This window comes from Williamsia soli (assembly GCF_017377795.1).
Lineage (GTDB): Bacteria > Actinomycetota > Actinomycetes > Mycobacteriales > Mycobacteriaceae > Williamsia > Williamsia soli.
In genome coordinates, this window is record NZ_JAFRDR010000010.1 from 209,027 (window position 1) to 233,344 (window position 24,318).

A 24,318-nucleotide genomic window follows, 5' to 3' on the forward strand; every position below is an offset into this window, starting at 1 on the left:
GTGGAAGCGGGCCGATGCTCGGAGGCGGATCAGTCGTCGGTGACGACCACGTTGACGTCGATGTTGCCGCGCGTTGCGTTGGAGTACGGGCACACCTCGTGGGCCTTGTCGGCCAGCTTCTGCGCGGTCTCGTGATCGAGGTTCGGCAGGGCGACCTCGAGTTCGACGGCAAGGCCGAAGCCGCCGTTGTCCAGGCTGCCGATCGACACCCGTGCGCCCACGGTCGAGTCGGTGACGTCTGCCTTCTCTTGTCCTGCGACCATACGCAGGGCCGAATGGAAGCACGCCGCATAACCGGCTGCGAAGAGCTGCTCGGGGTTGGTGCCGACCCCGCTGCCGCCCATCTCCTTGGGGATCGACAGATCGAGGTCGACCTTGCCGTCGGAGGTGCGTGCGTGGCCGTCGCGGCCTTCGCCGGAGGCCAGTGCTTCAGCGGTGTAAATGGCTTTCATCGGGGGTACCTTTCGTTGTGAATCGTTCACGAGTCGACGGATGTGCCGACGTCGCGTAGGGCTTGGGTCAGACCCTGGACCGCATCGCGGAGGTTCTCGATCTCCGACACGCTCAATCCGCTTGCGCCGAAAAGATTTTCGGGGATGCACTGTGCCTGGACTTCGAGTTCGCGACCGGACTCGGTGAGTGTTATCTCGACGGACCGCTCGTCGGCGGCGGATCGTCTGCGCTGGACGAACCCGATGGCCTCGAGGCGCTTGAGAAGCGGCGACAGCGTGCCTGAATCGAGGTGCAGCCGCTCGCCCAGTCTGCGAACGGTGACCTGCTTCTCTTCCCACAACACGAGCAGCACGAGGTATTGCGGATAAGTGAGCCCGATCTTGTCGAGTAGCGGCCGGTAAGCGGCGGTGGTGGCCCGCGACGCCGAGTACAGCGCGAAGCACAGCTGGCGATCGAGGTGGAGTGCAGTCACCTCTGAAAGGTAGCCCACAATTCAGTTGTGCACAACCATAGGCGGGTTCAACCCTGTGAACGCCCGTAGACGCCGGCGACGTAGGCGGCCTGACCAGCATGTTGAAGGTCATCGGAGATGACACTGATCAGCCGCACCCCGAGCGTCACCGCCGGCGTCCAGTTCTTGTCGACGACGACATCGAGATCCGACCCGGACAGCGACCGCAGGTATTCAAGGGTTCGCTCGTGGGTTGCATCGTGATAGCCGAGGAGCAGTTCGCGATCGGCGGCCACGGCGGCGACGTCGGCCGACGAGTGGCCATATCCGATGTCAGAGGCGTCGAAAGGCAGCCCGAAGCGCTCTGCCCACCCGGCGGCCGTCCACACCTGTTCGGAGCCGGCGACGCCCGCTACATGGTCATCCTGCACCCGGGTGAGGTGCCAGACGAGCCACCCGACCGTGTTGGCGTCGGAATCGATACGGTACGTCAGAGCTGCCGGAGGCAGGTCCTCGATGGTGGCATGGACAACGTCGTGTACGCGGGCGAAAGCATCGACCAAGACTTCGGACTCGTTCACCGGTTTCCTTCCGTCGGGTTCGCCGAGTACCCGTTTCTCGTCTCGCTACGCGCGCCTGACCGGGAAACAGTGCGCAGGTGGGCTGAGCGTGCCACCGTGGTAGCCGTGAGTATCGAAAGCCCTGCGCTTGTCCTCGGCCCCATCCTGCGTTTCGTCGACTCCACGCGTGCCACCGTGTGGGTCGAGACCGACCGCGAATGCGCAGTCGAGGTCAGCACGTCGACAGGTCAGTCCGGAATGGAGCAGACCTGGGACGTCCACGACCACCACTACGCGGTGATCCAACTGCGCGGACTACCCGCCGGAACTCTCGTCGACTACACGGTGACGCTCACCGCAGCCGCTGACGTGGGAGAGTCTGGCGTCACCGTCCGGTCTGGTGGACGACTTCATACCGCCTCGGACGACGCACCCTTGACCGTCGCATTCGGATCGTGCCGGCGTGGGGATACCTACGACGACGAATCCCTCAAGGCGATCGGCGCAGACGGGCTGGCCGGGCTGGCACGCCGTGTAGCAGATCAGGGCCCCGACGAGTGGCCACAGTTGCTGCTCCTGCTCGGTGACCAGGTGTACGCCGATGATCCGTCGCCGGAGATCAAGGCGCTGCTGCGGGAAAGGCGAGCGGCTCACGACGATCCCGAACTCGGAGAGGAAGTACTCGAGGAGATCTGCGACTTCGAGGAATACACGTGGCTCTATCGCGAGTCGTGGGGGGTGGATGAGGTCAGCGGTCTGATGGCGTCGATTCCCAGCTGCATGATTCTCGACGACCACGATCTACGCGACGACTGGAACTCGTCCCTGGACTGGCGCAAGACCATGGAGCAGAAGTCTTGGTGGCGCCGCCGCGTCATCGGGGCGTTCTCGTCGTATTACATCTATCAGCACCTCGGTAACCTGTCTCCCGACGAACTCGGGAAAGATGCTCTCTACGCGGCGATTCGGGCTGCGGCCACGAGCGACGAGAGGGAGAAGTTGCTGTCCGACTTCGCACTCCGGGCCGACAGTGAGCCAGAATCGGCGCGTTGGAGTTACGTACGCGACCTGGGGAACACCCGGATCATCATGATCGATTCGCGCTGCTCTCGCGACCTCGATCCGGAGCGGCGCGCGATGCTCGACGACGTCGAGTGGAAGTGGCTCAGCGAGCGCGCAACCGAAACGTCCGCCCGGCACATTGTGTTCGGTACGTCGCTGCCGTATCTGATGCTGCCCGCCCTGCACCACCTCGAGCAATGGAATGAAGCGGTGGCCCAGGGTGCGTGGGGCAGGCGATTCGCCAAGATCGGCGAGAAGCTGAGACTGGAGCTCGATCTCGAGCACTGGGCGGCATTCGGTAATTCTTTCCGGGACATGCTCGGTCTGGTCGATGAGCTCGTGGACCACGCACGCCCTCCCGCCAGCATCCTGTGGCTCTCGGGTGACGTGCACTGCTCCTATGTCGCGCAAGCCGATCTGACCGACCGGGGCACCGACCGGACGGCGTTGTATCAGTTGACGATGTCGCCGTTCCGGAACCCGCTCGAACGTCCGATCCGCGTGGTGAACCGTGTGGCCATCCGCAAACCCATGGTGAAGTTCATGCGATTCCTTTCCCGGCGCGCCGGGGTCGACGACGTGCCCATCACCTGGCAGGCGCAGGCCGGCCCATGGTTCGACAATGGTGTGATGTCCTTGCGGCTCAACGGTGATCGAGCATCTGTACAGATCGACCATGCCTCCACCGGCGCAGACGGCACGCAACGGCTCACCCGTACCCACGAGATGGAGCTGACGCCCTGACGACCTCACCGCAGTGTCGACCCACGGCACTGTCGACGCGCCAGGGGCGGCATTTCGCTCTACGCTGTGCGCGTGATCCTCGTTCCGGGTACCCGAGTTGCCGGTCTCACCGTGCGAGCCCATCTGGGCAGCGGGGGGACCAGCGAGGTCTACAAGGTTCACAACCCGGTTGACGATCGGATCGAGGCACTCAAAGTCCTCGACACCGAGTTCACCGCCGTGGACGTCGCACGCATGCGATTCGAGCGGGAGTTCGAGATCGCTCGCACCCTCGAACACCCGCACATCGTGGCCATGTATCGCTCCGGGGAGCTGGCAGGCGCGGCGCTCGGGCCACAGCAGGTGCGCAGTGCGCTGTGGATGACGATGCAATACGTGGAGGGGACCACCGCGGCGGTGCTGATCCCCGGACCGCACGGACAGCCACGTCTGCCGCTGGTGTTGGAGGTGCTCGCCCAGATCGCGGAGGCACTCGACTTCGCGCATCGCATGGACGTGCTCCATCGCGATGTCAAACCGTCGAACATACTCATCGGACACCAGACCCAAATATCGGCCGTGCTCACCGATTTCGGTATCGCACGCTTCTTGGACGACACGCGTCCCGTCGCACAGAACGGACGGATCGTCGGATCGATTCCCTACGCTGCGCCCGAAATGCTTCAGGGTCAACAACTGTCGACTGCGACCGACGTGTATTCGCTGGCGTGTGCCGTAGTCGAGCTGCTCACGGGCAGGCCGCCGTTCCCGTATCCCACTACCTTCGGGATCGTGCACGCGCACATCGCCGGAGTTCCACCCAAGGTCAGTGACCGACGCAGGTGGCTGCCGTCTGCGATCGACTCGATCCTTGGAAAGGCGCTCGCCAAGGATCCGGCGGCGCGGTACCAAAGTTGTTCGGAGTTCATCGATCTGATCAAGAACGTCGTGCGTGACGTGCCGGTGCCACCGGACTCACCGCGCCCGTTCGGATGGTCGCGATTGCGGACCAGGGGTCGCTGACCGAGCGTCGAGACGACGCGATGTCTGATCTTACGCAGTGTTTACCTTCCCCGAGTGTCGTGAACTGCTGACCGAGGTTAACGTTGCACACGTCTTATCTGAACAGTTGGATAGACGCCTGTGACTCCACTTCGGGCACGGTACGCGGCGGACCGGAGCTGCCCGGGACCGCACCGTGCGGCAGACCAATCGTGAGGATTTACGACGATGAGTACAACTCCGGTAGAGAGTTCGGGATACGACAACTCTGCGCTCGCCCACGAGGACGAGGGCTATCACAAGGGACTGAAGCCCCGACAGATCCAGATGATCGCCATCGGCGGTGCCATCGGTACCGGCCTCTTCCTGGGAGCCGGTAGCCGACTCCGAGACGCCGGGCCGGGGCTGTTCATCGTCTACGCCATCTGCGGCGTCTTCGTCTTCTTCATCTTGCGTGCCCTCGGTGAGCTGGTACTTCATCGCCCGTCTTCAGGATCCTTCGTGTCGTACGCGCGCGAGTTCTACGGCGAGAAAACAGCATTCGTCACCGGCTGGCTGTACTTCTTCAACTGGGCCATGACCGCGATCGTCGACGTCACGGCCATCGCGCTCTACGTCCACTACTGGAGCATGTTCGAAGACATTCCCCAATGGTCGATCGCCTTGGTCGCTCTCGTCTTCGTGCTCCTCCTGAACATGATCTCGGTGAAGTGGTTCGGGGAGATGGAGTTCTGGGCTTCGATCATCAAGGTGTTCGCACTGGTGGCATTCCTGGTCGTGGGCACCATTTTCCTGGCGGGACGTTTTGAGATCAACGACCAGGCAACGGGTTTCAGTGTTCTCAGTGACAATGGTGGGTTGTTCCCCACGGGACTGTGGTCGTTGGTGCTGGTGACCTCGGGGGTGATTTTCGCCTACGCCGCAGTGGAATTGGTGGGTACAGCAGCCGGCGAGACCGAGAATCCGGAGAAGATCATGCCCCGGGCCATCAATTCGGTGATCTTCCGCATCGCGATCTTCTATGTCGGTTCGCTGGTCCTGCTCGCATTGCTGTTGCCGTACACCGATTACGCGGCCGGGGAGAGTCCATTCGTGACCTTCTTCGCCGCGATCGGTATGCCCGCCGCCGGCGGCATCATGAACATGGTGGTGTTGACCGCCGCCTTGTCCAGTCTGAACGCCGGTTTGTACTCGACCGGCCGCACCCTGCGCTCGATGGCGATGAACGGCAGCGCACCGCAGTTCACCGGAAAGATGAACAAGAACGGCGTACCGTTCGGTGGCATCGCGCTCACCGGTGTGCTGACACTACTCGGGATTCTGCTGAATCTTGTTGTACCCGAGGAGGCTTTCAACATCGCCCTCGATCTCTCGGCGCTCGGGATCATCTCCACCTGGGGCATGATCGTGCTGTGTCAGATCCAGCTCTATCGTTGGGAGAAGAAGGGCATCCTGAAACGGCCCGCGTTCCGGCTGCCATGGACCCCGTGGACCAGCTACGCGACGCTGGCCTTCCTCGCTGCCGTGACCGTCCTGATGTGCTACGACAACTACTGGAATCTCGTCGCCATCGTCGTGATCACCCCGATGCTCATCGCAGGCTGGTACGCGGTGCGCGGAAGGGTCTTGACCATGGCGGAAGCGCGGGTGGGGTACACGGGTGAGTACCCGGTGGTGCCGGGAATCATTCCGCCGGTGCCGCACCCAGAGCACGATCGCAAACATCGCGACGGCGACGGTGACAAGCACTGACCCGTCGCTGAAACCTGGCCCGAGGGTGGCGGCACCGCTACCCTCGGGTTCATGGCGATCAACAAGAACGACACCGTGTCATGGAATACCCCACAGGGTCCCACCGAGGGCAAGGCCATCGAGAAGCGAACCAAAGAGTTCACGTTCGATGGGCAGAAGTTCAAAGCCGGCGACGACGAACCGTACTGGATCGTGGAGTCCTCCAAGTCCGGCAAGCAGGCCGCTCACAAGGAGTCCTCGCTGAAGGCGAAGTAGGCGCGATCGGAGGAGGAAAAGGGCAGGTCACCGGGGCCAACGCGCGGTTGATGTGACCGGTGGACTCTGCCCGTACACGCAAAAAAGTGAGCTGGCGGCGATTGCTTCGCTCAGCCAGCTCACTTTTTTTGAAGTTTGGCGACTTAGATCGCGGTTACTCCGGTAGCCTGAGGGCCTTTTGCGCCCTGTCCGATTTCGAACTCGACTCGCTGATTCTCTTCGAGGGTGCGGAAGCCGCCACCCTGGATCTCAGAGTAATGAACGAAGACGTCATCCGAACCGCCATCGGGGGCGATGAAGCCGAAGCCCTTTTCGCCGTTGAACCATTTCACAGTTCCCTGTGCCATATTAAAGTACTTCTCTCTTTTTTCCTGCAGAACGCATGAACACGCCCCTGCACATAGTGTTGCACGGATCGCGGCAAACCGATAGCGGTGAACGAGATTATTTCTTCATCGCAGGTGAGAGGGCCTCAGCCGGGCGTGCCGCGCCGATATGGGCCGGGGTCGGGCGAGCGACCGAGGGTGGGTACAGCGCCACCGAGAGGGCACCTGACGACCGGCCCTCGCGGTGAGTTCCGTTACGCCGGAAGTGTTGCGATGCACCAGAATTGCTGCCTCGTGACGGGCATCGGTAACGGTCCCGAGCGCTGCAGTGCACGATCCGATGGAGTTTCAATCCACGATCGCAGACCACATCAGGGACAACAACGTCAAGGAGACGCCCATCAAGATGGGGGATCCGGACGCGCCGACCATCGACCTGCCGATCCCGGAGGGGTGGTCGCCGGCCGGTGAGCTCAAGAACCTGCCGAGCGCACAGATCGTCGACGAGCGCGAAGCGACGCTGTCGGGCTTTCCCGCAAACGAAATCGCGGCCACCTACGATCTCGAGGGCACAGAGGCTCTCAGCGCGCAGCAGACCGTGATCATCACCACATGCAGCGGCGAAACGTGCATCTTGCAGCTCAACGGAACGAGCGATCAGGCGCAGGTCGAGATCCTCGGCGACGCGGCGAACGCCATAGACACTGTGACGATCGAACCCTGATCATCCCGTCGATTCGGTGAGGCGGTTGCTCGCGGGCCGGAGTTCACGGCGTGCGGGCAACCGCTGTTCCCACACCCGCTCGCCCGATGCCCGGGCCGTCAGTGTCGCGCGGTGCAATGTCGTCCGGGCTCGGTCGAGGGGACCGTGCTCGGCCTCGGCGAGCAGCATGAGGTACAGCGGCGCGAAGATCCTGGTACCGCGGGCGTGCTCGGCCACTTCGCGTACGACGTCGTGACTGAATCAGTACCGCTGCGGCCAGTCGGTGCTGACCGAGAAGTTGCGATTCGACACCGACACCGATCATCCCGGCGATCCCGAGGGCCTCGCGTGTCCGCTCGGGCAAGTCGAACATGCGTCGACGCACGACCCCCGCGACCGCGTCCGGCATCCCGGCCGGCTCGACCGTCATGGTCTCGGAGTGCAGGTGCCCGTGGGGTGTGCAGCAACCGGGCCAGCTCGCGGACAAGGGTTGCCGATCAGCAGGGCGATGACCAGGGCTATCTCGGGCGGTGCTTCGAACCGGGATTCCAGGGCCTCGGCGGTGAGGTGGCTGGTGTGCGCAGCGTCGTGCGACCCGAAGGCCTGAAAGATGACGGGAGCCACGATGTGCGCCTGCTCGAGCGCAGCCGGGTCGGCGCGTTCGGAGAGTCGGCGGATGATGTGGACCCACGCCCACATCGGTGGTTCGCAGACGCCAGCTCGGTGTCGAGTTGGGTGCGTGCCCGGTGGTAGGCGCGGAGGGCCTCGGCTCGCCGACCTGACCGGTACAGCGCGAGCATCAGCTGTTCCCAGACCCGTTCGTGGAGTGGGTCGATGGCCAGTTGGTATTCGAGGCCCGCGATCAGTTCGGTGTCGCGGCCGAGCAGCAGTCCTGCTTCGAAGTAACCCTCGGTGGCGACCGAACGCATCGCGCCGAGGCGGTGGATCTCGTTGTCGGCGAAGCGTTGATGGCGGAAGTCGGCAAGGGCTGGGCCACGGGTCGATGGCGGCTTTCAGATCTCGTTCAGCCGCTACCGGGTCGGCCACCGTGAGTGCCCTTCTTCCCGACGCGGTGAGTCTTTCGAAGGTCACGATGTCGACGGTGTCCGCGCGGGTGTCGAGGCGGTATCCGGTGGCGTCGGTGATCAGTCGCCCGGCGCCGCCGACGTCGTCCAGGCTACGACGCAAGTTTCCGACGTAGGCGCGCAAGACGTGATCGGTTTGGCCGGTGGGTTGTCATCCCACACGAGGTCGGTCAACCGGTCGACGTCCACGCAGGTGCCGGCGTTGAGGAGGAGGGTGGCCAGAATCGCTCGCTGCGCGATCCCGCCGAGGGAAGGGGGCGTCCGGCGGCGCCGACTTCCAGGGGCCCGAGCAGCAGGTATTTCACGCGCGGATTGTATGCGCGTGGTGGGTCGGGGGTGATGGTTTGCAACCCGATCGTATCGATGGCCGGACAAACTGGACACTTCTGCGCGGACACGAGTGGAGCTCGCGATCATACCGCTGTGATCTGGCGTCGCCCACTGCTCGAGTTTCGCGGCTGTTGTGCGTTTTTGAATACGTCGGTCGTCAGAACATTCACGACGTCGACTCAGTTGGTTGCGGTTTAGAGTGGAGTCGATCGGGAACAATGGCATATGCGTCTTGCGGGGGGACAACAATGTCATCTGCCAAATGCATGATTGAGCAAGGTGGGTGGTGCTGGTAACCGGCAGGGGGAGTGCATGAGTTCATCGTCGGTATTCCGGGTCACCGCGGTGATCTGCAGTGTGTTGGTTGCATCCACCGGTGTTTTCGCGTGTTCGACGCGAACACCCTGCTCGGTGGAGACGGCGTCGTTCGACAATGCGGCCGTCACGTGTCTGCGGTTCGGCGTCGGTACGCCCGGAGGGCTGTCGGCGCCCGACGAGTGGACAGCAGTGTCCGAGCTGGTCGGTGAACGTCCGAGCATCGTCCTGGCCTTCTCGGACTTCACGGCGGCTCCTCCGATCAGCGGTCTTGACCTGGTCCGCAGCACGGGCGCTGACCCGATCGTGACCTGGGAGCCCTGGAAACACCTCGGCGGCGACGACTATGACCGGTCGGCTTTCTCGATCGAGTCCATCATTTCCGGGGCGCACGACGACTACCTCTATCGCTGGGCCGACGAACTCGCGGCCTGGGGGCAGACGGTGTATTTGCGTTTCGCTCACGAACCGAACGGCACCTGGTATCCATGGAGCCAGGCGGGCGGCACCTCACCCCAGTCGTACGTGCGGGCTTGGCGGCACGTGAGAGCCATCTTCGCCACCAAGAACGTGCAGAACGTCCGATGGATTTGGGCACCGAATGTGGTTCTCGACGGCGAGCAATTGGTGGATTGGTATCCCGGCGACGATGTCGTCGACGTCATCGGAATCGATGGATACAACTGGGGTACTTTCATCCCCGGGGGCGAGTGGACCTCACCGAAAAGACTGTTCGGTGAGTCCTTTGCTCAGCTCGAAGACTTTGCGTCCGACAAACCCATTCTCGTCACCGAAGTGGGCAGTGTCGAGCAAGGTGGATCCAAACCAGAATGGATCGATGATCTCGTCGACTATTTGGCGGGCATGGCAAGTGTTTCAGGGTTTGTGTGGTTCGACTTCAACAAAGAGGCCGATTGGAGTATCAATAGTTCTCCCGGAGCAGCAGCGGCGATGACCGAGGCGTTGAAGAAAGCGTTGAATCGATGAGTGTCGACACCGAGATCGCAGAAATTCAGCTCGTCCTTCCACCCGAAGCCGAGGAGAAGCGGCTGCGCTCGCTCGATCAGTTACAGATCCTCGACTCTCCGCCGGAGGATCGATTCGAACGGGTCACCCGGATGGCCCGGCTGATCTTCGGAGTGCCGATGGCGTCGGTCGCGCTGCTCGACAGGGATCGTTTGTGGTTCAAGATGGTGGAGGGGCTGCCGTTGTCAGAGGTGCCGCGCGCTGAGACCGTATGTCAAACAACCGTGGCGCGCACCTACACCCAGCCTGTCGATCCGGCCCTGATCGTCGATGACCTCGAGCGGATACCCGAGTTCGCCCGGCTACCGGGTGTGGGCGGTGAGGGCGGCGTGAGGTTCTACGCCGGCTACCCCTTGTATGGACCCGGTCATCAGCCGGTTGGAACGTTCTGCGTCTATGACACCTCGCCTCGGACGTTCGACGAGTCCCAGCAGGCGACGTTCCGCGAACTGGCAGCGTGGGCTCAACGTGAACTCGAACGTGCTGACGACCTCGAGCGCGCGGCTGCCGTCCAACGCCAGTTGCTACCCGCCCCGCTGTGTGGACTGACAGGGTATTCGGTGCGGTCGACGTGCGTGCCTGCCTACGCGGTCGGCGGAGACTTCTACGACCACTACCTCACCGAGGACGGCGCGGTGTTCTCTGTCGCAGACGTCATGGGCAAAGGGCTGGGTGCGGCAATCTTGACCGCCAGCGTGCGGTCGGCACTGCGCGGGGCGTCCAGGGCACTGGAACACGCGAGGCCGGGGACGAGTCTCGGTGAAGCGGTCTCTCTGGTGGCCGGGCATGTTGCGGACGACCTGACCAGCACCGAGAGTTTCGTGACGATGTTCCATGCCCGACTCGAGCGCTCGACCGGACAGATCGAGTACATCGATGCCGGGCACGGGCTCGGGATGGTGTCCCGGAAGACGGGGGGCGTCGAACCGTTGCCGGGTTGTGGTCTGCCGCTGGGTGTTTCCGTCGACGACGTGTGGACCTCCGAGACCGTCACCCTTCACCCCGGCGACATGTTGATCGTGGTATCCGATGGTCTGCTGGACCTGCTCTCCGAAGACAGCGATGCCCGCACCGTCCAGGACTTCGTTCGGGGACACTCCGACCCAGAGACGCTGTGTTCCGCGGTTGCCGCGCTCGCGACAAGCAGTGCACCGCTCGACGACGTCACGGTGGTGGCGGTACGCCGAGAGGATGTGGGGTGACCGATCGCCGCGTCGAGGCCCAACAGGACCTCGGGACGACGCCTTCGCCGTGGCTGCGACTGTTGATCGTGATCACGGCGATCCTCGGTATCAACTACGTGGTCTGGCGCTGGTTGGTGTCGGTGAACTGGGAGGCCTGGTGGATCGCGGTTCCCCTCGTGGTCGCCGAGACGTACAGCCTCATCGACTCATTGCTGTTCGGTCTGACCATGTGGCGGCTGCGGCGCCGCGGAGAACCCGGCGAGCCGCCCCAGGGCGCCACGGTCGACATCTTCATCACCACCTACAACGAGCCGATCGAGATGGTGATGAATACAGCTGAGGCCGCTGCGCGTGTGCGCTACCCGCACACCACCTGGATACTCGACGACGGTGACCGGCAAGAGCTGGCGCAGCTGGCCGAAGAACATGGCATCGGTTATCTGACCCGTACAGAGAGTTGGGTCGACAAACCACGACATGCCAAGGCCGGCAATCTGAACAACGCGTTGCTGCAGACAGACGGTGAGTTCATCCTCATCCTCGACGCGGACCAGGTTCCGGAGCCGCAGATCCTCGAGCGCACCCTCGGATACTTCAAGGACGAGAAGATGGCGTTGGTTCAGACGCCGCAGTACTTCGTCAATGTGCCGCCCAACGATCCACTGGGTAGTCAAGCGCCGCTGTTCTACGGGCCGATCCAGCAAGGCAAAGACGGCTGGAATGCCGCGTTCTTTTGTGGCTCCAATGCGGTTCTGCGGCGTGAAGCCCTGATGCAACTCGGCATCACAGGGTATGTGCGCGCTATCGAAGAAGGCATCGAGGAATCGCTGCGGGCGGCCAAGGCGGTGATCAGGAAGACCCGCAAACAGGTCCGGAAAGACAATCCTGAGGCGATCACGGCGCTGGACTCGGTCGACGACGCCGTGCGGGTCGCTCGGGCCGAACTGAAAGCGCAGAAGCCACTCGCCGACATCACCTACGACTTCCAGCAGCGTGTGGACGCGGCGGCGAGGTCACTGGTCGAGTCCGACATGCACATGATCCGAGCCGACCTGGAAGCTATCGCGGCCCTCAACGAACTGGCCGAGCAGGAGTCGGGTGCCGCGCCACTCGACGAGGATGCCTTTGCGGCCCTGGCCGGTCGTGATTGGTCACCGCTCGGTGCCCTGGAGTCCATTCGGGCGATGGTGCGCGCCGTGGACGTCGGGCGCGACGACGAAGCGCAACCGATGTTGCCTCTGGCGACCATCTCGGTCACCGAGGACATGGCCACCTGTATGCGCTTACACGGGATGGGCTGGCGGTCGGCTTACCACGATGAGGTGTTGGCGTTGGGGCTTGCGCCCGAAGACGCCAAGACGATGATCACGCAGCGGCTGCGGTGGGCGCAGGGCACGATTCAGGTGATGTTGCGAGAGAACCCGTTACTGCAAAAAGGTCTCACGATTCCGCAGAGACTCATGTACTGGGCCACCATGTGGAGTTATCTCGCCGGTTTTGCCGCCGTGGCATACATTGCTGCACCGGCGGTCTACCTCATCCTGGGCATACTCCCGGTCCAAGCCCTGAGCTTTGACTTCTTCGTCCGACTGATCCCGTTCCTCGTGCTCAATCAGTTCTTGTTCTTCATCATCGGGCGGGGAAAGTCGACCTGGCGAGGTCAGCAATACAGCCTGGCGTTGTTTCCGGTGTGGATCAAGTCGTGTACCACGGCTTTTCGCAACGTCTACTTCAACCGGCCGCTTGGGTTCGCGGTGACACCGAAGACTCGCCAGGAGCAGAACGCAGTGCCCTGGCACCTGATTCGGCCCCAACTCGTCGCCATGGCCGTGTTGGTGGTGGCGTCGTTCATCGGGATGGTCCAGCTCTACCGTGGCGCGGTCTCTGTGCTCGGTGTCGGCGTGAATCTGTTCTGGGTGCTGTTCGACCTCGTCGTCCTCAGTGTCGTGATCCAAGCGGTCCGCTATCGCGGATCGCCAACCGAAGGGAAATGATGAGCAGCTTCGAAACGCGTACCACCGGTAGGGGTGCGGTGGTGCTGCGGCCAGAGGGAAGACTCAACATGGTCGCGGCCCCCGCAATGCGCGAACAACTGCACAAGCTGGTGGAGTCGGGGTCGACCAAGATCGTCGTCGACCTCTCTGCGACGGATTTCATCGACTCGTCGGGCCTCGGAGCGCTCATCTCCGGATTGAAGGTGGCCCGGCAGGCCGGCGGTGACCTTCGTATCGCGGCCCCGTCCGCCCAGGTCGAGTCGGTGTTGTCCCTCACCAACCTCAATCGCGTGTTGCGCTCGCACCCGTCGGCGGACGGCGCATTCGATGCCGACTGACAACCGGCCGGCCGTAAGAGTTCTCGAGGAGATAGCGCAGCCGGAGACGGTTGAGCGGGTGCATCTGCTCTTGGCTGAGCTGTTCGCAGCCGCGCCGGTCAACGACATGGATGCGATGCAATTCGAACTGGCCCTGGCCGAGATCGCTGCGAACATCATCGAGCATGCGAAGAATGCCGACCGCGGGCAGGTGTTGATCCGGGTCGAACTCGAGGTGCGTCCGGACAGCATCCTCGCGACGTTGTCCGACGACGGAGAGCAAGCCCGCGTGGACCTGAAATCCGTCGAGTTGCCGGACGACCTGTCCGAGCGTGGCCGCGGCCTCGCAATCGCACTCACGGTGCTCGATGAACTGTCCTATCGCCGAATGGGCCGCCGAAATCAGTGGACCCTGGTTCGAAACCGCACCCACTGACGATCCGTCGACACGGAGCACCGCCCCCTCCGGCAGTGCCGGCACGACGCACGTGAGTCATCGCTGTGCCCCCAGTCGGACTCGAACCGACACTTGGCGGATTTTAAGAACTCCCGACCGGCGTATCTCGATACCGCGCGGACCAGCGAAAACAGCGCGCTTGAGCCGTCAAAACACCAGGCCAGGAAGCATTTTGCGGTGAACTTCCGGGGGATAGCGGAGCCTTCCGGTGAACCGTGGGAGCCCCCCGAAAGGCCGCTGGGGGTGGTTTTCGGCGAGGTACGACGATGCCCCGCGCCTGAGCGAAAGGATGAAACTCTCAGGGCGGGGCATCGGATCGAGGCGCGGTTGCAGAGGTGGGCAACCCGCCGATCGCCGTCGCGGAGCCTATGGGCGAGACCCCGCGACGACCGGACTCGGGAAGGGCCGCTAGCGTCGGACCTTCTTGCCGGTCGAGCTGCCGGAGGCAGGCTTGCGACCGCCTGAGCGGGTATTCGCGCCGACCTTCTTCCCGGCAGCCTTACGTGCGGTTTGCGCCGTCGCCCGATTCGGGTTGGGTCGAGCGGTCACCGTGAGCGCGCGGGCCTGTTTATCGAACGCCGGGATCACGTCCACCCGCCGTTCTGGCCGGCCACGTCGACGGGTTGCCCGCGTACCCGGTGTACGGGCTGATGGTGGAGTTCTTGGCGTGCTCGGGGCTGAGAGCCAGCGAGAACACGGGCCTAGAGGTCGGGGACCTCGCGTTCACGACCGGCCCGGTAGCCGACGCGAGCGGGACCGGGACTCGTTGCGCGGTGAACGTACGGCGGTCGAAGGTACGGAAGAACGGCACCTGGGTAGCGACGACGCCGAAGTCGAAGCGGAGCCGTCGAACGGTGCCGTTGCCGTCTTGGCTCTCGGAGAAGCTGCGGGTGTACCTCGCGGAGACCCATCCCCGCGCTGATCATCCGACCGCGCCTCTGTGGCCATCGCGGAAGAACGGCGGCGGATACCGCGTCGAAGGCAAGCGGTACGCGGTGCCGCTGGATTGGTCGGAGCCGCTGGCTATGGGGAGCTTCTACGACACGATTATGAAGCCAGCGCTTGAGGCGATCGGTCTGCCCGCGAGTCGACCGGCAACCCCCGCGACCGACACTGAACCGGCGCCGTCAGAGGCGTACGGCTTCACGACCTTCGGCACACTATGGCGACGATGCAGCTCATGGCCGGTACACACTTCATGCAGGTCTCCAAGTGGCTCGGGCACGGGTCGTTCACGCTAACCCTGGAGACGTACGGCGACTGGATCCACGAAGAGGACGGCGGGGCTGTGAACAGCTTGCCTGAACCGCCCGCGAGCACCGCGCAGTCCGGACCCGTCGCGGAGGCGTCGAACGTGGTGCAGTTATTCGGACGTCAGGGCGCTTGCGAATCGGTCGCAGGAACCATCGCCGGAAGTTCGAAAGCGAGATACATCAGCTGGCGCGTGAACTTCGCGATGTCGTTGGCTTGATCGCTGTCGACGCCGTTGAGTTCGTGGTTTGCCTCATTCCCAACGCTTTTAATCCGGTTGACCCATGTCAGCATGTGCTTTGTGATGATTCCCTCGTCCTGTAGATGGTCCAGGGCTTCTGCGAACGACGGCGCCCGACCTTTGGCGTTGGTCTCTTCGAGACCGTGTGAGACTGCGATATGGAACAACAGCTTCCGGCACATCATTACCGCTGCCGTGTTTGCGCCGACTGATAGGCAGTTCCGGACTTCCTGCCACGCTGCGAGGTCCTTCTCAGGCGTCGATGCAGGATCGTCGAACGGTAGTGTGCCGGGCGATTGCGTGCCCCGATTGATAACGACACCTTGCCGGCACGACACACATCGCAGCCAGGCGATCGAATCGACGGTACCGCCGATTCTGGCGATGATGATCATCTGTGAACCAGAGCAGAATGGGCATGGCACCTCACGCCAACTGTCTGAATCTCTGGAGTCCAAACTTCCAGCCGTGCGGTTAACGACCCATAGGTCGTTCGTGATGTCGGTCATCATTAAAGTCTTGCACCAGTCCCGACATTCGCTCCTCAACGCGCCGCAAGGGTATTGCGACTATCTAGACCTCGGCGGCGTAGAGAGCGCGCCAAGTGTCGATCGTCGGTTGTAGCTCCTCAGGATAGTAGTTGGTCCGTGTACTGTCAGGGTCCGTCGACTGGGCCTCGTAAAGGCAGACTGCCGATTCGGTGTAGATAAGGGCTGTATTGATCGCGTCGGCCATCATCGAGAACATCCCCGATGGGCCACCCCCGATCAGGTCGGTCGGCCAACTATGCCCGTGGATAAAACTGGAGCACAGGCGATATTGCTGCTTGCTAAGGGTAGGAATGTGAACGTTCTGGGTTTCAGTCGCGTGTGCGGGCGGATTCTCCTCGATCCAGTTTGCGGCTTTACGCACAAGGTCTGTGTACTTTCGACCATTCTCCTGGTCGAGCGCATCAAGAGTGGCGATTTCCTCTTTATGGAACTTGAGACGGTGCTGTGACTGCTTATAGTTCACATCGGGCAGCACACGGAGTTTTTGGTCGTGAGCCTGTATCGCGTTGTCGTGGTAATCGCGCGCATGCTCGGTACCTACCTTCGCGAGCCCGGCTGCTCTCGCTCTACGAACATCGCGTTCGACAGGACTCATCACCCAAATAGCCTGCGCGGAACACTCGACCGCAGTTCGACAAAGCGCGAGGAAGGATGCGGTGTGGTGGTTGAAGGGCCGCTTCTTCGCGGCGGCAGTGATGAGAATATCCGCTGAGGCCAATGCATCGGTCGCGTTCATGATGGGGAACATGACGGTGCCTGATAGTCCTTCTGGGATCTTTCGGTCGTAGCCGTCCCCATCGTCCAGAGCCATCGAGGTGCGCGGGTCAGGCCGGTGCGGCTTGAGCCCCCACTTCTCTAGCGTGCGACCCCGTTCACATCGTTCGCCGACGCGTTGCAGAGCTGGGGCCAGCATCGCGCCGAGCGCATACAGAGCGTCTTCTTCTTTCATGTTCTGCATTGTGTACGTCTTCACCGACAGGGCTGAAGGACGCGCCGCCCTGTATCGCCGGAGCACCACAGAATGAGCCGTTCGGATGACGCCGTCGTCGCCTGCGGGGTGGGTCGGGGGTGGGTTGAAGCTGGTTCAGAGGCCAATGCGCGTGACGCAGAAGCCGTCTACCAGGCCTCACATGGTGCCCCCAGTCGGACTCGAACCGACACTTGGCGGATTTTAAGTCCGCTGCCTCTGCCGATTGGGCTATGGGGGCGAGCCGTTCGGCGAACCCCAACAGAATCTCACGGTCGTTTCGGGCAGTCGGGACGGGGGAGGCCACGGCGCACGAAACCTTTACATCGACCATGGTCAAGGTAGGTGCCGAGTGCCATAGTCCAACTTATGGAATGGCAGACTTGTCTCCATGTCTGACGTTTCTTCTCGTCGTAGCCGAGGTCGACCACCGGGACCGGGGGTCGACCCGGGCGCTCGCCGTGAGCAACTGCTCGACGCGGCCGAAGCCGAGATCGCAACTCATGGAACCGATTTCGGTCTGGCCGGGGTCGCGAGCCGAGCCGGGCTGACCCGGTCGGCGGTCTACGCGGCCTTCGCTGATCGCGATGATCTCCTGACCGAGCTGACCCGTCGTCACACAGATCGCATCATCGTGGGGATCGCGTCGGCGCTCAACGATGTCGACGAGCCACGGGCGCAGACGCGAGCAACGGTCGACGTGCTGGCCCGCTGGATGGAAGAGAACAGCAGGCTAGCGGCCGTGCTGGCACCCAGGATGCAGTCGGGCGTGGGGGACTCCCATGTCACCGGCTTCCTGGAGCAGGTGCTTCAGGTCGGTTTCGAGCAGGTCGGCGGCAATCCGCGGGCGGCGGCGCCGTGGGCTCGCGCGCTCGTGGGAGCGATCTGGACGACGGTCGCCTGGTGGGGGAAGGCGCGAACAATGGATCGCGTCGAACTCGTTGATCACGTGACGGATCTTGTCTGGGAGGGCTTCGCGGGAGCGGGCGGTGCCGGTATCCGCTTGCCGGAGATGCAATTACCCGTCACCGATAACGCGAGGGTGCTTGACGTGCTGGAACAATAAAGACACGATGTCTTTATGACTGCTTCCGATATCACCGGTGCGATGAACTGGGACCGCGTCCGGTCACGTCATCCGGAGCTGGTCGATCGGCTCGATGCAGGTCTCCACATCGGCGACGACCTGGCGCAGGCGACCATCTCGGAAATGGTCGAGCTGCCCGATTTCGGCTGGCGAGAGATGACTCGAATCCTCGACGATCCTCTCCGGCGTCTCGACGAGGCTCCGCCCGCCCTCCGGGCGCTGCTCGACGCTGCTGCGACGCCGCCGCCCTGGTTCGACGAAGCTGTCGCAGAGGCAGGGGGACGTGCTTGGTGGAAGTTCGGGACCCTGCAGTCGAGCACCCTCTACCAATCGCTGATCTACGGCTACCAGGCACGCGGATTCGTACGCCCGCTCGTCGCCACTGGTCAGCTCGCCGACCACACCTATGACCGCGTGCTCAGTACCGGACGCTGGGTTGCGCTCGCAACCGCACCCGGTCAGATGGCGCCCGGGAGCCCGGGGTGGTCGCAAACACTGAAGATCCGGCTCATACATGCGACGGTGCGGCACAGCCTGCTCACCGACGAAGACTGGAACGTCGCTGATTGGGGCGTCCCGATCAATCAGACCTACAGCGCCCTGACCATAGGTGGAGGATTCCTCGCCTTGCCGATGACGGTTGTCGGTGACCTGGGGATTCAATACTCATCGGCCGAACGTGAGGCGATCGCGCATCTGTGGCGTTGGATTGGATGGGTGATAGGTGTCGACGACGCGCTGCTCCCCAAGAACTTCGCCGCGGCACAACAACTGTTCGACATCGGTGCGCAGTTCGAACTCGAGCCCGATGAGTCGTCGAGAACTTTGACGCGCGCCCTTTTACGTGAGGGCTATCGGATCGAACTACCACTCGTTCCCGATCCGGTGACGGCGATCGTGAACGTGATGTTGCGGCCTATGTTGTCGATGTCCTTCTCTGCGATATCGACCCGGTGGGTGGAGAAACCGGCCGCAGGCAAGATGGGCTTGCGACGCTCCCCCTTGCACCATCTGGTCGATGTGGCGCGCCCTGCCGTGCGGCTGCGGGAGGTGGTCCGTGCGATCGGTCTGCTCGGCAACGAGAGTCAGGTCGTCAACCGGGAGATGCGCACCGTCATGCGAGGTCTCGGGATGAACGCCGCGGAGATCGACAAGATCAAAACGGTGGCGTGAGTGGTGCGAGTACTCGAGTTGAATCAGGATCTGCCCTGCACAGTAGAGCAGGCGTGGCGGTTGTTGACCGATCCGGATCAGATGAATCGCTGGTCGAACGCGAAGATCGTCGGAAACAATCCGGGGGTCGATGGCCGATTCGACCGTGCGGGCGCCCTGCGCACGGTGATCACGCCGGCCCCGATCCGCTCGGTGCTGCGGGAGGTCGTGGTCGCGGCGCAGCAGCCGAACGTTTTCTCGTATCGGGTCTACTCGGGTCCGGCGACCGTGCGACACCACAACGGGCGCATCGAGATCGCAGAGACCGCCGCGGGTAGCACGGTTCGGTGGACTGTCGAGATGGCGTTCGTCGTGCCGGGCCTCGGTCCGCTCGTGGAGCGGGGACTGCGCAAAGAACTCGGCGCGTCCTTGCGGAAACTTGCCGACGAGTCGCTGACCCCGCCGGTGGCGGCACCGAATCCGGTCGCGGGTCACCGCCCTCGCGATCTCGTGGATCTGCACTCGTTGCGAGCGACGGCGATCTCGACGCAGGCCGAGCAGCAGTCGATAGCAGACGACTTGCGCGGCGATGAAGATCCGAAGCAGTGGTTCGCTCGCGTGTACGCCATCGTGACAGAGGAGATGATCGGCCTCGTCGATCGCGGCGGCCTGCAGTACCCGGACTGGGCTCTACGACTCATTCCGGACTTCCACGTGCACTACCTCCGAAACCTGCAGGGTTACATGCGGGGCGAGGAGATCGAACAGCCCTGGCAGGTGGCGTGGTCGCGGTGTGAACAGACAGATCCGAAGCGTCCCATCCTGCCGATCATCAGCGGGATGCTTGCGGGGGTGCGTGCACACATCGAGAGCGATCTGCCACGCTCGCTCGCAGGTGTGTATCTGGAGAACTATCGAGATGCGAACCATTACATGGACTTCCGCGCCGACTACTTGGCCATGGCGGAGGTGTTCGCAGTTGCGTCTGATCGACTTCTCGAGCGGATGCCGCAGTCCTTCAAACCGCTGTGGGTGCGGGCATCCGTTCGGCTGCCCGCCGAGGTCCGCTCGGCACTGCTCAACAAGCGCACGTTCGACATCCCGAAGCATCGGCTCGCGGCGTTCGGGTACGGCTACGAGATCGTTCTCGACAGCGACGAGGCCGCCGACGAGGACGGCGTGCCCGCGCAGGGGTGAACACTTAGGCGATCGATTGACGAGTCTAAGATAGTGCTGATAACTTAACGGCGATCACTCAAGGAACCGCCGAAGGGACATCCCAGTGCTGTCGTCACTAGCTCGTGGTGTGATCTCCGCGCCCAAACGTGTCCTTGGTGGCGCCCTGCTCGTGCTCGTGATCTGCGGCGTACTGGGTTCGTCTGTGGCGGGCAATCTTTCGGGTGGCGGTTTCTCTGATCCGGATTCGGAGTCCGCCCAGGCGAGTCGGGTGTTGAGCGATACCTTCGCGCGGGGCGGCCTGCAAGTGGTGGTTCGCCTGCACCAGCCGGACACCACGGACATCGTCGACAGCAACACCGCGCGCGCTGCGGGAGAGACGATCGTCCGGGATCTGGATGAGATGGGTTTCGTGGAGAATCCGATCATCTCTGCCTGGACGAATCCGGAAGCGGCGGGCGCACTGGTCTCCCGTGACCGCACATCGGGATTGATCGTCACCACGGTCTCCGGTGGCGACAAAGAGGCAGAAGAAAACGGAAAGAAGATAGACGACCGTTTCACCGATCCTTCCTTCACCGCGCAATATCCCGGCGTCGATGTGCTCGTGGGCGGACAGGCGCTGGTCTACTCGCAGGTGAACGAGCAGACCAGCCACGACCTGTTCATCGCCGAAGCGATCGCGATCCCGATCAGCTTCCTGCTGCTCATCTGGGTGTTCGGCGGGCTTGTCGCAGCTGTGTTGCCCCTGGCGATCGGCATCTTCGCGATCATCGGAACCACTGCCGTGCTGCGCGGATTCACGCTGTTCGCAGATGTCTCGGTATTCGCGCTCAACCTCACCACCGCGCTCGGACTGGCGCTGGCGATTGATTACACCCTGCTGATCATCAACCGATATCGCGAAGAGGTGCAGGGCGGTCGAGACCGCAACGATGCGCTGACCGTGACGGTGATGACCGCAGGCCGTACCGTGCTCTTCTCGGCAGTGACGGTGGCGCTCTCGCTGGCAGCGATGGCGATCTTCCCCATGTACTTCCTACGTTCATTCGCCTACGCCGGTCTGGCGGTGGTGGCTCTGGCCGCAGCCGCCGCCCTGATCATCGCGCCGGCGATCATCGCTGTGCTGGGCGCACGTATCGATGCGCTCGATGTACGCAAACCGATCCGGAAGCTGTTGGGACGCAGCGAACCACACGTCCCTGAGCCGGAAGAATCCATGTGGTACCTCTCGACCCGGTTCGTGTTGCGTCACGCCGTGCCGGTGGGACTGTCCGTGGTGGTGCTCCTGCTCGTCCTGGGCGCACCCTTCCTCGGGATCAAGTTCGGTTATCCCGACGACCGGGTGCTCCCGACTTCCGCTTCCACTCATGTGCTCGGAGATGAACTGCGCGAAGACTATGCGCAGAACGCCTCTGCCACAGTCACGATCGTCATCCCGGATACGCGCGGCTTCGACGACGCCGCGCTCAGCGGCTACGGGAAGGTCCTGTCGCAGGTGCCCGGCGTGACCGCCGTGAGCACGCCCGTCGGATCCTTCGTCGACGGACAGGGTGCAGGCGGGCCCGGCCCAGACATGGCCGAGGGAAACGCTGCCCTGATCACCGTGTCGTCCACGGTGGATCCGTTCTCCGACAGCGGTCGTGAGCAACTCGATGCGCTGCGTGAGGTGTCACCGCCGAACGGTGCCACGACACTGTTCAGTGGTCTGGCGCAACAGAATGTCGACAATGTCGACAGCATCGTCGACCACCTGCCCGAAGTGTTCGCGGTGATCGTCGTGACGACTTTCGTGTTGTTGTTCCTGCTGACCGGGTCGGTGGTACTGCCGCTCAAAGCCTTGGTGCTCAACGTGTTCTCGCTGACGGCGACGTTCGGCGCGATGGTGTGGATCTTCCAGGACGGCAACCTCGGCGGGCTGGGGACCACGACCACCGGGACCCTGATCGCCAACATGCCGGTGCTCATGTTCTGTATCGCGTTCGGTCTGTCGATGGATTACGAGGTCTTCCTGCTCTCCCGGATCCGGGAGGAGTGGCTCAAGTCGGGCCGAACTCGTGCCGACAATGACCACGCCGTGGCCTACGGTCTGGCCCGCACCGGCCGGGTGGTCACCGCTGCCGCGCTGCTGATGGCCGTGGTGTTCGCGGGTATCGCCTTCTCCCAGGTGTCTTTCATGAGGATGTTCGGACTCGGCCTGGCCTTGGCCGTACTGATGGACGCCACCCTGATCAGGATGTTGCTCGTCCCGGCCTTCATGAAGATCGCCGGCCGGGCAAACTGGTGGGCGCCCGCGCCGCTGCGCAAGTTCCACGACAGGTTCGGGTTGAGTGAAGAAGGTGGTCATGACAGTCGATCGACTCCGAAGGCGCAGGTCCCCGCGCGGCTCGGGTGAGCAGCTGAGGGTGGAGATCCTCACTGCGGCAACTGACCTGCTGCTGGAGAGCGGTGACGAATCGGCCGTCTCGATCAGGGCCGTCGCCAATCGGGTGGGCGTCACGCCACCTTCCATCTACATCCACTTCGCGGACAAGGACACCCTCATCGATGAGGTTGTCGCCCACTACTTCACCCGGCTCGACGAGGTTATGCGCAAAGCCGGTGCCGAGCACGACAACACCTGGGAGGCCGCCCACGCCCAGGGCATGGCGTACGTGCGTTTCGCAGTCGAGAACGCCGAGTTGTACCGGGTGGCGACCATGAAGGTCTGCGCCGAGGGGACCGATGCAGACGAGGTGCTGAGCGACTCGGCCTTCGTCCACTTCGCCGAGACCATCGAGCGACTCATGGACGAAGGCTTCGTCGACAAGGGTGACCCCACGCCGGTGGTGATGGAGCTGTGGACGGCCGCACACGGTGTCGCCACACTGATGATCGCCAAGCCCTACCTCCCGATGGGGGAGAACTACGAACTCGCCGAACGGGTCCTGACATCGGTGTGCCTGGGGCGGGCGATCAAAGACGTCATCGGTGGCGACGTGGGTCCACATGAGATCAGGAAGTTCGTGCTGGAACAGCGGGCGGGACTCGGAAGCGAATCCACCCCGCCGATTCGGGGGTGAACATGTTCTAGTTTCGCTAGTGTCTGCCGCATGGGCGTACTCGACGGAAAAATTGCACTGATCACCGGCGGTGGCAAAGGAGTAGGTCTGGGCATCGCCCAGGCGCTGAGCAAAGAAGGCGCGGATATCTTCATCTGCGGTCGGCACACCAAACCACTCGTGACCGCGACCGAACAACTGCAGGCCAATGGTGTCCGAGCCGAATACCTCAAGGGCAACGTCAGCGACGGGGACGACTGTTCCGCGATCGTTGCTGCCTGTGCCGACCGCCTAGGCGGAGTCGACATCCTGGTCAACAACGCGAACGACGCGATGCCGATACCGCTGCTGGATGTGAGCGACGACGATTTCACGCGGTTCTTCCAGACCGGTCCGTTGGCGGTGCTGCGATTGATGAAGGCCTGCCACCCGCTCATGGTCGCCCGGGGTGGGGGGTCGGTGATCAACCTCGTCACATCCGCCGCGGTCCGGTGGGACATGGCCACGTTCGGCCCGTACGCGGCGGTCAAAGAAGCGACCCGGTCGCTGACCCGCGCTGCGGGCTGTGAATGGGGCAAAGACAACATACGGGTCAATGCGATTGCGCCGCACGCCATGACGCCGTCGCTGCAGTGGTGGACCGAAACCTATCCGGAGGAGGCCGACGCGTTCGTCAAGAGCATCCCGCTCGGACGCATCGGTGATGCCGAGGCCGACATCGGCCGGATCGCGGTCTTCCTCGCGAGCCAGGACGCGAGTTACCTGAGCGGCGTCACCATTCCTGCCGATGGCGGGCACAGTCGCTGGGGCTGACCCGGATGATCAGCGGCGGGCAGACACACCGTGATCTCGTGACC

Annotated in this window: 25 protein-coding genes, 1 tRNA gene and 1 pseudogene; 16 read left to right on the forward strand and 11 right to left on the reverse strand. The window is 63.1% G+C overall.

Features of this window, described 5'->3' with window-relative positions; genetic code table 11:
* Positions 1-29: 29 nt before the first annotated feature.
* Genes J3S28_RS23415 through J3S28_RS23425 form a run of 3 tightly spaced genes read right to left on the reverse strand, consistent with a single transcriptional unit; the run spans position 30 to position 1,485 of the window.
* On the reverse strand, positions 30-452 hold the full coding sequence (locus tag J3S28_RS23415; RefSeq protein WP_207843359.1) for an organic hydroperoxide resistance protein: 423 nt from the start codon (positions 450-452) through the stop codon (positions 30-32).
* A 26-nt stretch (positions 453-478) separates the two neighbouring features.
* Complete coding sequence (locus tag J3S28_RS23420) at positions 479-925, reverse strand: MarR family winged helix-turn-helix transcriptional regulator (RefSeq protein WP_207843360.1); 447 nt, start codon at positions 923-925, stop codon at positions 479-481.
* 47 nt (positions 926-972) lie between these two features.
* The gene (locus J3S28_RS23425) at positions 973-1,485 is read right to left on the reverse strand and encodes a mycothiol transferase (RefSeq protein ID WP_207843361.1); all 513 of its coding nucleotides are present in this window, start codon (positions 1,483-1,485) and stop codon (positions 973-975) included.
* A 105-nt stretch (positions 1,486-1,590) separates the two neighbouring features.
* Between J3S28_RS23425 and J3S28_RS23430 the strand changes: the two genes are divergently transcribed.
* The 4 genes from J3S28_RS23430 to J3S28_RS23445 all read left to right on the forward strand — a co-directional run bounded on the left by J3S28_RS23430 (position 1,591) and on the right by J3S28_RS23445 (position 6,258).
* Complete coding sequence (locus J3S28_RS23430) at positions 1,591-3,270, forward strand: DUF7800 domain-containing protein (protein WP_307797370.1); 1,680 nt, start codon at positions 1,591-1,593, stop codon at positions 3,268-3,270.
* 72 nt (positions 3,271-3,342) lie between these two features.
* The gene (locus J3S28_RS23435) at positions 3,343-4,272 is read left to right on the forward strand and encodes a serine/threonine-protein kinase (RefSeq protein WP_307797372.1); all 930 of its coding nucleotides are present in this window, start codon (positions 3,343-3,345) and stop codon (positions 4,270-4,272) included.
* Positions 4,273-4,479: 207 nt separating this feature from the next.
* Positions 4,480-6,003: an amino acid permease gene (locus J3S28_RS23440; protein ID WP_207843363.1), complete on the forward strand. Its 1,524-nt coding sequence runs from the start codon at positions 4,480-4,482 to the stop codon at positions 6,001-6,003.
* Between the two features lie 51 nt (positions 6,004-6,054).
* Positions 6,055-6,258: a hypervirulence associated TUDOR domain-containing protein gene (locus tag J3S28_RS23445; RefSeq protein WP_207843364.1), complete on the forward strand. Its 204-nt coding sequence runs from the start codon at positions 6,055-6,057 to the stop codon at positions 6,256-6,258.
* A gap of 143 nt (positions 6,259-6,401) precedes the next feature.
* Here J3S28_RS23445 and J3S28_RS23450 read toward each other — a convergent pair whose 3' ends face one another.
* Positions 6,402-6,605: a cold-shock protein gene (locus tag J3S28_RS23450; protein WP_020108824.1), complete on the reverse strand. Its 204-nt coding sequence runs from the start codon at positions 6,603-6,605 to the stop codon at positions 6,402-6,404.
* Between the two features lie 319 nt (positions 6,606-6,924).
* On the opposite strand from J3S28_RS23450, the gene J3S28_RS23455 reads away from it, so the two are divergent.
* Complete coding sequence (locus tag J3S28_RS23455; protein ID WP_207843365.1) at positions 6,925-7,308, forward strand: LpqN/LpqT family lipoprotein; 384 nt, start codon at positions 6,925-6,927, stop codon at positions 7,306-7,308.
* On the opposite strand, the gene J3S28_RS23460 is transcribed toward J3S28_RS23455, so the two are convergent.
* The 3 genes and pseudogenes from J3S28_RS23460 to J3S28_RS28905 form a co-directional block, all read right to left on the reverse strand.
* A complete protein-coding gene (locus J3S28_RS23460; protein ID WP_207843366.1) occupies positions 7,309-7,524 on the reverse strand; it encodes a hypothetical protein in 216 nt (71 codons plus the stop codon).
* A 189-nt stretch (positions 7,525-7,713) separates the two neighbouring features.
* The gene (locus J3S28_RS28490) at positions 7,714-7,986 is read right to left on the reverse strand and encodes a hypothetical protein (RefSeq protein ID WP_237341977.1); all 273 of its coding nucleotides are present in this window, start codon (positions 7,984-7,986) and stop codon (positions 7,714-7,716) included.
* A 74-nt stretch (positions 7,987-8,060) separates the two neighbouring features.
* A pseudogene (locus tag J3S28_RS28905) lies at positions 8,061-8,234 on the reverse strand (AfsR/SARP family transcriptional regulator); the annotation flags it as partial.
* Between the two features lie 780 nt (positions 8,235-9,014).
* Between J3S28_RS28905 and J3S28_RS23470 the strand changes: the two are divergent.
* From J3S28_RS23470 to J3S28_RS23490, 5 genes are read left to right on the forward strand one after another with little or no spacing between them, the layout of a single operon-like run.
* On the forward strand, positions 9,015-10,004 hold the full coding sequence (locus J3S28_RS23470) for a glycoside hydrolase family 26 protein (RefSeq protein WP_207843367.1): 990 nt from the start codon (positions 9,015-9,017) through the stop codon (positions 10,002-10,004).
* A complete protein-coding gene (locus tag J3S28_RS23475) occupies positions 10,001-11,245 on the forward strand; it encodes a PP2C family protein-serine/threonine phosphatase (RefSeq protein ID WP_207843368.1) in 1,245 nt (414 codons plus the stop codon). Before J3S28_RS23470 ends, J3S28_RS23475 begins: the two co-directional genes overlap by 4 nt.
* On the forward strand, positions 11,242-13,221 hold the full coding sequence (locus J3S28_RS23480) for a glycosyltransferase (RefSeq protein WP_207843369.1): 1,980 nt from the start codon (positions 11,242-11,244) through the stop codon (positions 13,219-13,221). Before J3S28_RS23475 ends, J3S28_RS23480 begins: the two co-directional genes overlap by 4 nt.
* Positions 13,221-13,559, forward strand: coding sequence for an STAS domain-containing protein (locus tag J3S28_RS23485; RefSeq protein ID WP_207843370.1), 339 nt, complete (start codon positions 13,221-13,223; stop codon positions 13,557-13,559). The genes J3S28_RS23480 and J3S28_RS23485 overlap by 1 nt, the downstream gene beginning before the upstream one ends.
* Positions 13,549-13,974 carry an ATP-binding protein gene (locus J3S28_RS23490; RefSeq protein ID WP_207843371.1) on the forward strand — a complete coding sequence of 142 codons (426 nt, stop codon included), beginning with the start codon at positions 13,549-13,551 and terminating at the stop codon, positions 13,972-13,974. The genes J3S28_RS23485 and J3S28_RS23490 overlap by 11 nt, the downstream gene beginning before the upstream one ends.
* A gap of 589 nt (positions 13,975-14,563) precedes the next feature.
* On the opposite strand, the gene J3S28_RS23495 is transcribed toward J3S28_RS23490, so the two are convergent.
* From J3S28_RS23495 to J3S28_RS23510, 4 genes are all read right to left on the reverse strand, one after another.
* A complete protein-coding gene (locus J3S28_RS23495) occupies positions 14,564-14,806 on the reverse strand; it encodes a hypothetical protein (RefSeq protein WP_207843372.1) in 243 nt (80 codons plus the stop codon).
* A gap of 563 nt (positions 14,807-15,369) precedes the next feature.
* Positions 15,370-15,882 carry a DUF4145 domain-containing protein gene (locus tag J3S28_RS23500; RefSeq protein WP_207843373.1) on the reverse strand — a complete coding sequence of 171 codons (513 nt, stop codon included), beginning with the start codon at positions 15,880-15,882 and terminating at the stop codon, positions 15,370-15,372.
* A gap of 178 nt (positions 15,883-16,060) precedes the next feature.
* Positions 16,061-16,987, reverse strand: coding sequence for a hypothetical protein (locus tag J3S28_RS23505; RefSeq protein WP_207843374.1), 927 nt, complete (start codon positions 16,985-16,987; stop codon positions 16,061-16,063).
* 182 nt (positions 16,988-17,169) lie between these two features.
* A tRNA-Leu gene (locus J3S28_RS23510) sits at positions 17,170-17,246 on the reverse strand.
* Between the two features lie 150 nt (positions 17,247-17,396).
* On the opposite strand from J3S28_RS23510, the gene J3S28_RS23515 reads away from it, so the two are divergent.
* From J3S28_RS23515 to J3S28_RS23540, 6 genes are all read left to right on the forward strand, one after another.
* A complete protein-coding gene (locus tag J3S28_RS23515; RefSeq protein WP_207843375.1) occupies positions 17,397-18,071 on the forward strand; it encodes a TetR/AcrR family transcriptional regulator in 675 nt (224 codons plus the stop codon).
* Between the two features lie 15 nt (positions 18,072-18,086).
* Entirely contained in the window at positions 18,087-19,265 is a 1,179-nt protein-coding gene (locus J3S28_RS23520) for an oxygenase MpaB family protein (RefSeq protein WP_207843376.1), read from the forward strand.
* Positions 19,266-20,441: a DUF5995 family protein gene (locus J3S28_RS23525; RefSeq protein ID WP_207843377.1), complete on the forward strand. Its 1,176-nt coding sequence runs from the start codon at positions 19,266-19,268 to the stop codon at positions 20,439-20,441.
* 85 nt (positions 20,442-20,526) lie between these two features.
* A complete protein-coding gene (locus J3S28_RS23530) occupies positions 20,527-22,815 on the forward strand; it encodes an MMPL family transporter (protein WP_207843378.1) in 2,289 nt (762 codons plus the stop codon).
* A 10-nt stretch (positions 22,816-22,825) separates the two neighbouring features.
* On the forward strand, positions 22,826-23,482 hold the full coding sequence (locus tag J3S28_RS23535; protein ID WP_307797374.1) for a TetR/AcrR family transcriptional regulator: 657 nt from the start codon (positions 22,826-22,828) through the stop codon (positions 23,480-23,482).
* Between the two features lie 30 nt (positions 23,483-23,512).
* Positions 23,513-24,274, forward strand: coding sequence for an SDR family NAD(P)-dependent oxidoreductase (locus tag J3S28_RS23540; protein WP_207843380.1), 762 nt, complete (start codon positions 23,513-23,515; stop codon positions 24,272-24,274).
* The last annotated feature ends 44 nt before the right edge of the window (positions 24,275-24,318 follow it).

What these genes read in the sequence shown, in the direction of transcription:
- J3S28_RS23415 (WP_207843359.1), bottom strand. Translation starts at nt 452, where the DNA reads ATGAAAGCCATTTACACCGCTGAAGCACTGGCCTCCGGCGAAGGCCGC.
- J3S28_RS23440 (WP_207843363.1), top strand. Translation starts at nt 4,480, where the DNA reads ATGAGTACAACTCCGGTAGAGAGTTCGGGATACGACAACTCTGCGCTC.
- J3S28_RS23445 (WP_207843364.1), top strand. Translation starts at nt 6,055, where the DNA reads ATGGCGATCAACAAGAACGACACCGTGTCATGGAATACCCCACAGGGT.
- J3S28_RS23450 (WP_020108824.1), bottom strand. Translation starts at nt 6,605, where the DNA reads ATGGCACAGGGAACTGTGAAATGGTTCAACGGCGAAAAGGGCTTCGGC.
- J3S28_RS23455 (WP_207843365.1), top strand. Translation starts at nt 6,925, where the DNA reads ATGGAGTTTCAATCCACGATCGCAGACCACATCAGGGACAACAACGTC.
- J3S28_RS28490 (WP_237341977.1), bottom strand. Translation starts at nt 7,986, where the DNA reads ATGTGGGCGTGGGTCCACATCATCCGCCGACTCTCCGAACGCGCCGAC.
- J3S28_RS23470 (WP_207843367.1), top strand. Translation starts at nt 9,015, where the DNA reads ATGAGTTCATCGTCGGTATTCCGGGTCACCGCGGTGATCTGCAGTGTG.
- J3S28_RS23475 (WP_207843368.1), top strand. Translation starts at nt 10,001, where the DNA reads ATGAGTGTCGACACCGAGATCGCAGAAATTCAGCTCGTCCTTCCACCC.
- J3S28_RS23485 (WP_207843370.1), top strand. Translation starts at nt 13,221, where the DNA reads ATGAGCAGCTTCGAAACGCGTACCACCGGTAGGGGTGCGGTGGTGCTG.
- J3S28_RS23490 (WP_207843371.1), top strand. Translation starts at nt 13,549, where the DNA reads ATGCCGACTGACAACCGGCCGGCCGTAAGAGTTCTCGAGGAGATAGCG.
- J3S28_RS23500 (WP_207843373.1), bottom strand. Translation starts at nt 15,882, where the DNA reads ATGATCATCATCGCCAGAATCGGCGGTACCGTCGATTCGATCGCCTGG.
- J3S28_RS23505 (WP_207843374.1), bottom strand. Translation starts at nt 16,987, where the DNA reads ATGAAAGAAGAAGACGCTCTGTATGCGCTCGGCGCGATGCTGGCCCCA.
- J3S28_RS23515 (WP_207843375.1), top strand. Translation starts at nt 17,397, where the DNA reads ATGTCTGACGTTTCTTCTCGTCGTAGCCGAGGTCGACCACCGGGACCG.
- J3S28_RS23520 (WP_207843376.1), top strand. Translation starts at nt 18,087, where the DNA reads ATGACTGCTTCCGATATCACCGGTGCGATGAACTGGGACCGCGTCCGG.
- J3S28_RS23540 (WP_207843380.1), top strand. Translation starts at nt 23,513, where the DNA reads ATGGGCGTACTCGACGGAAAAATTGCACTGATCACCGGCGGTGGCAAA.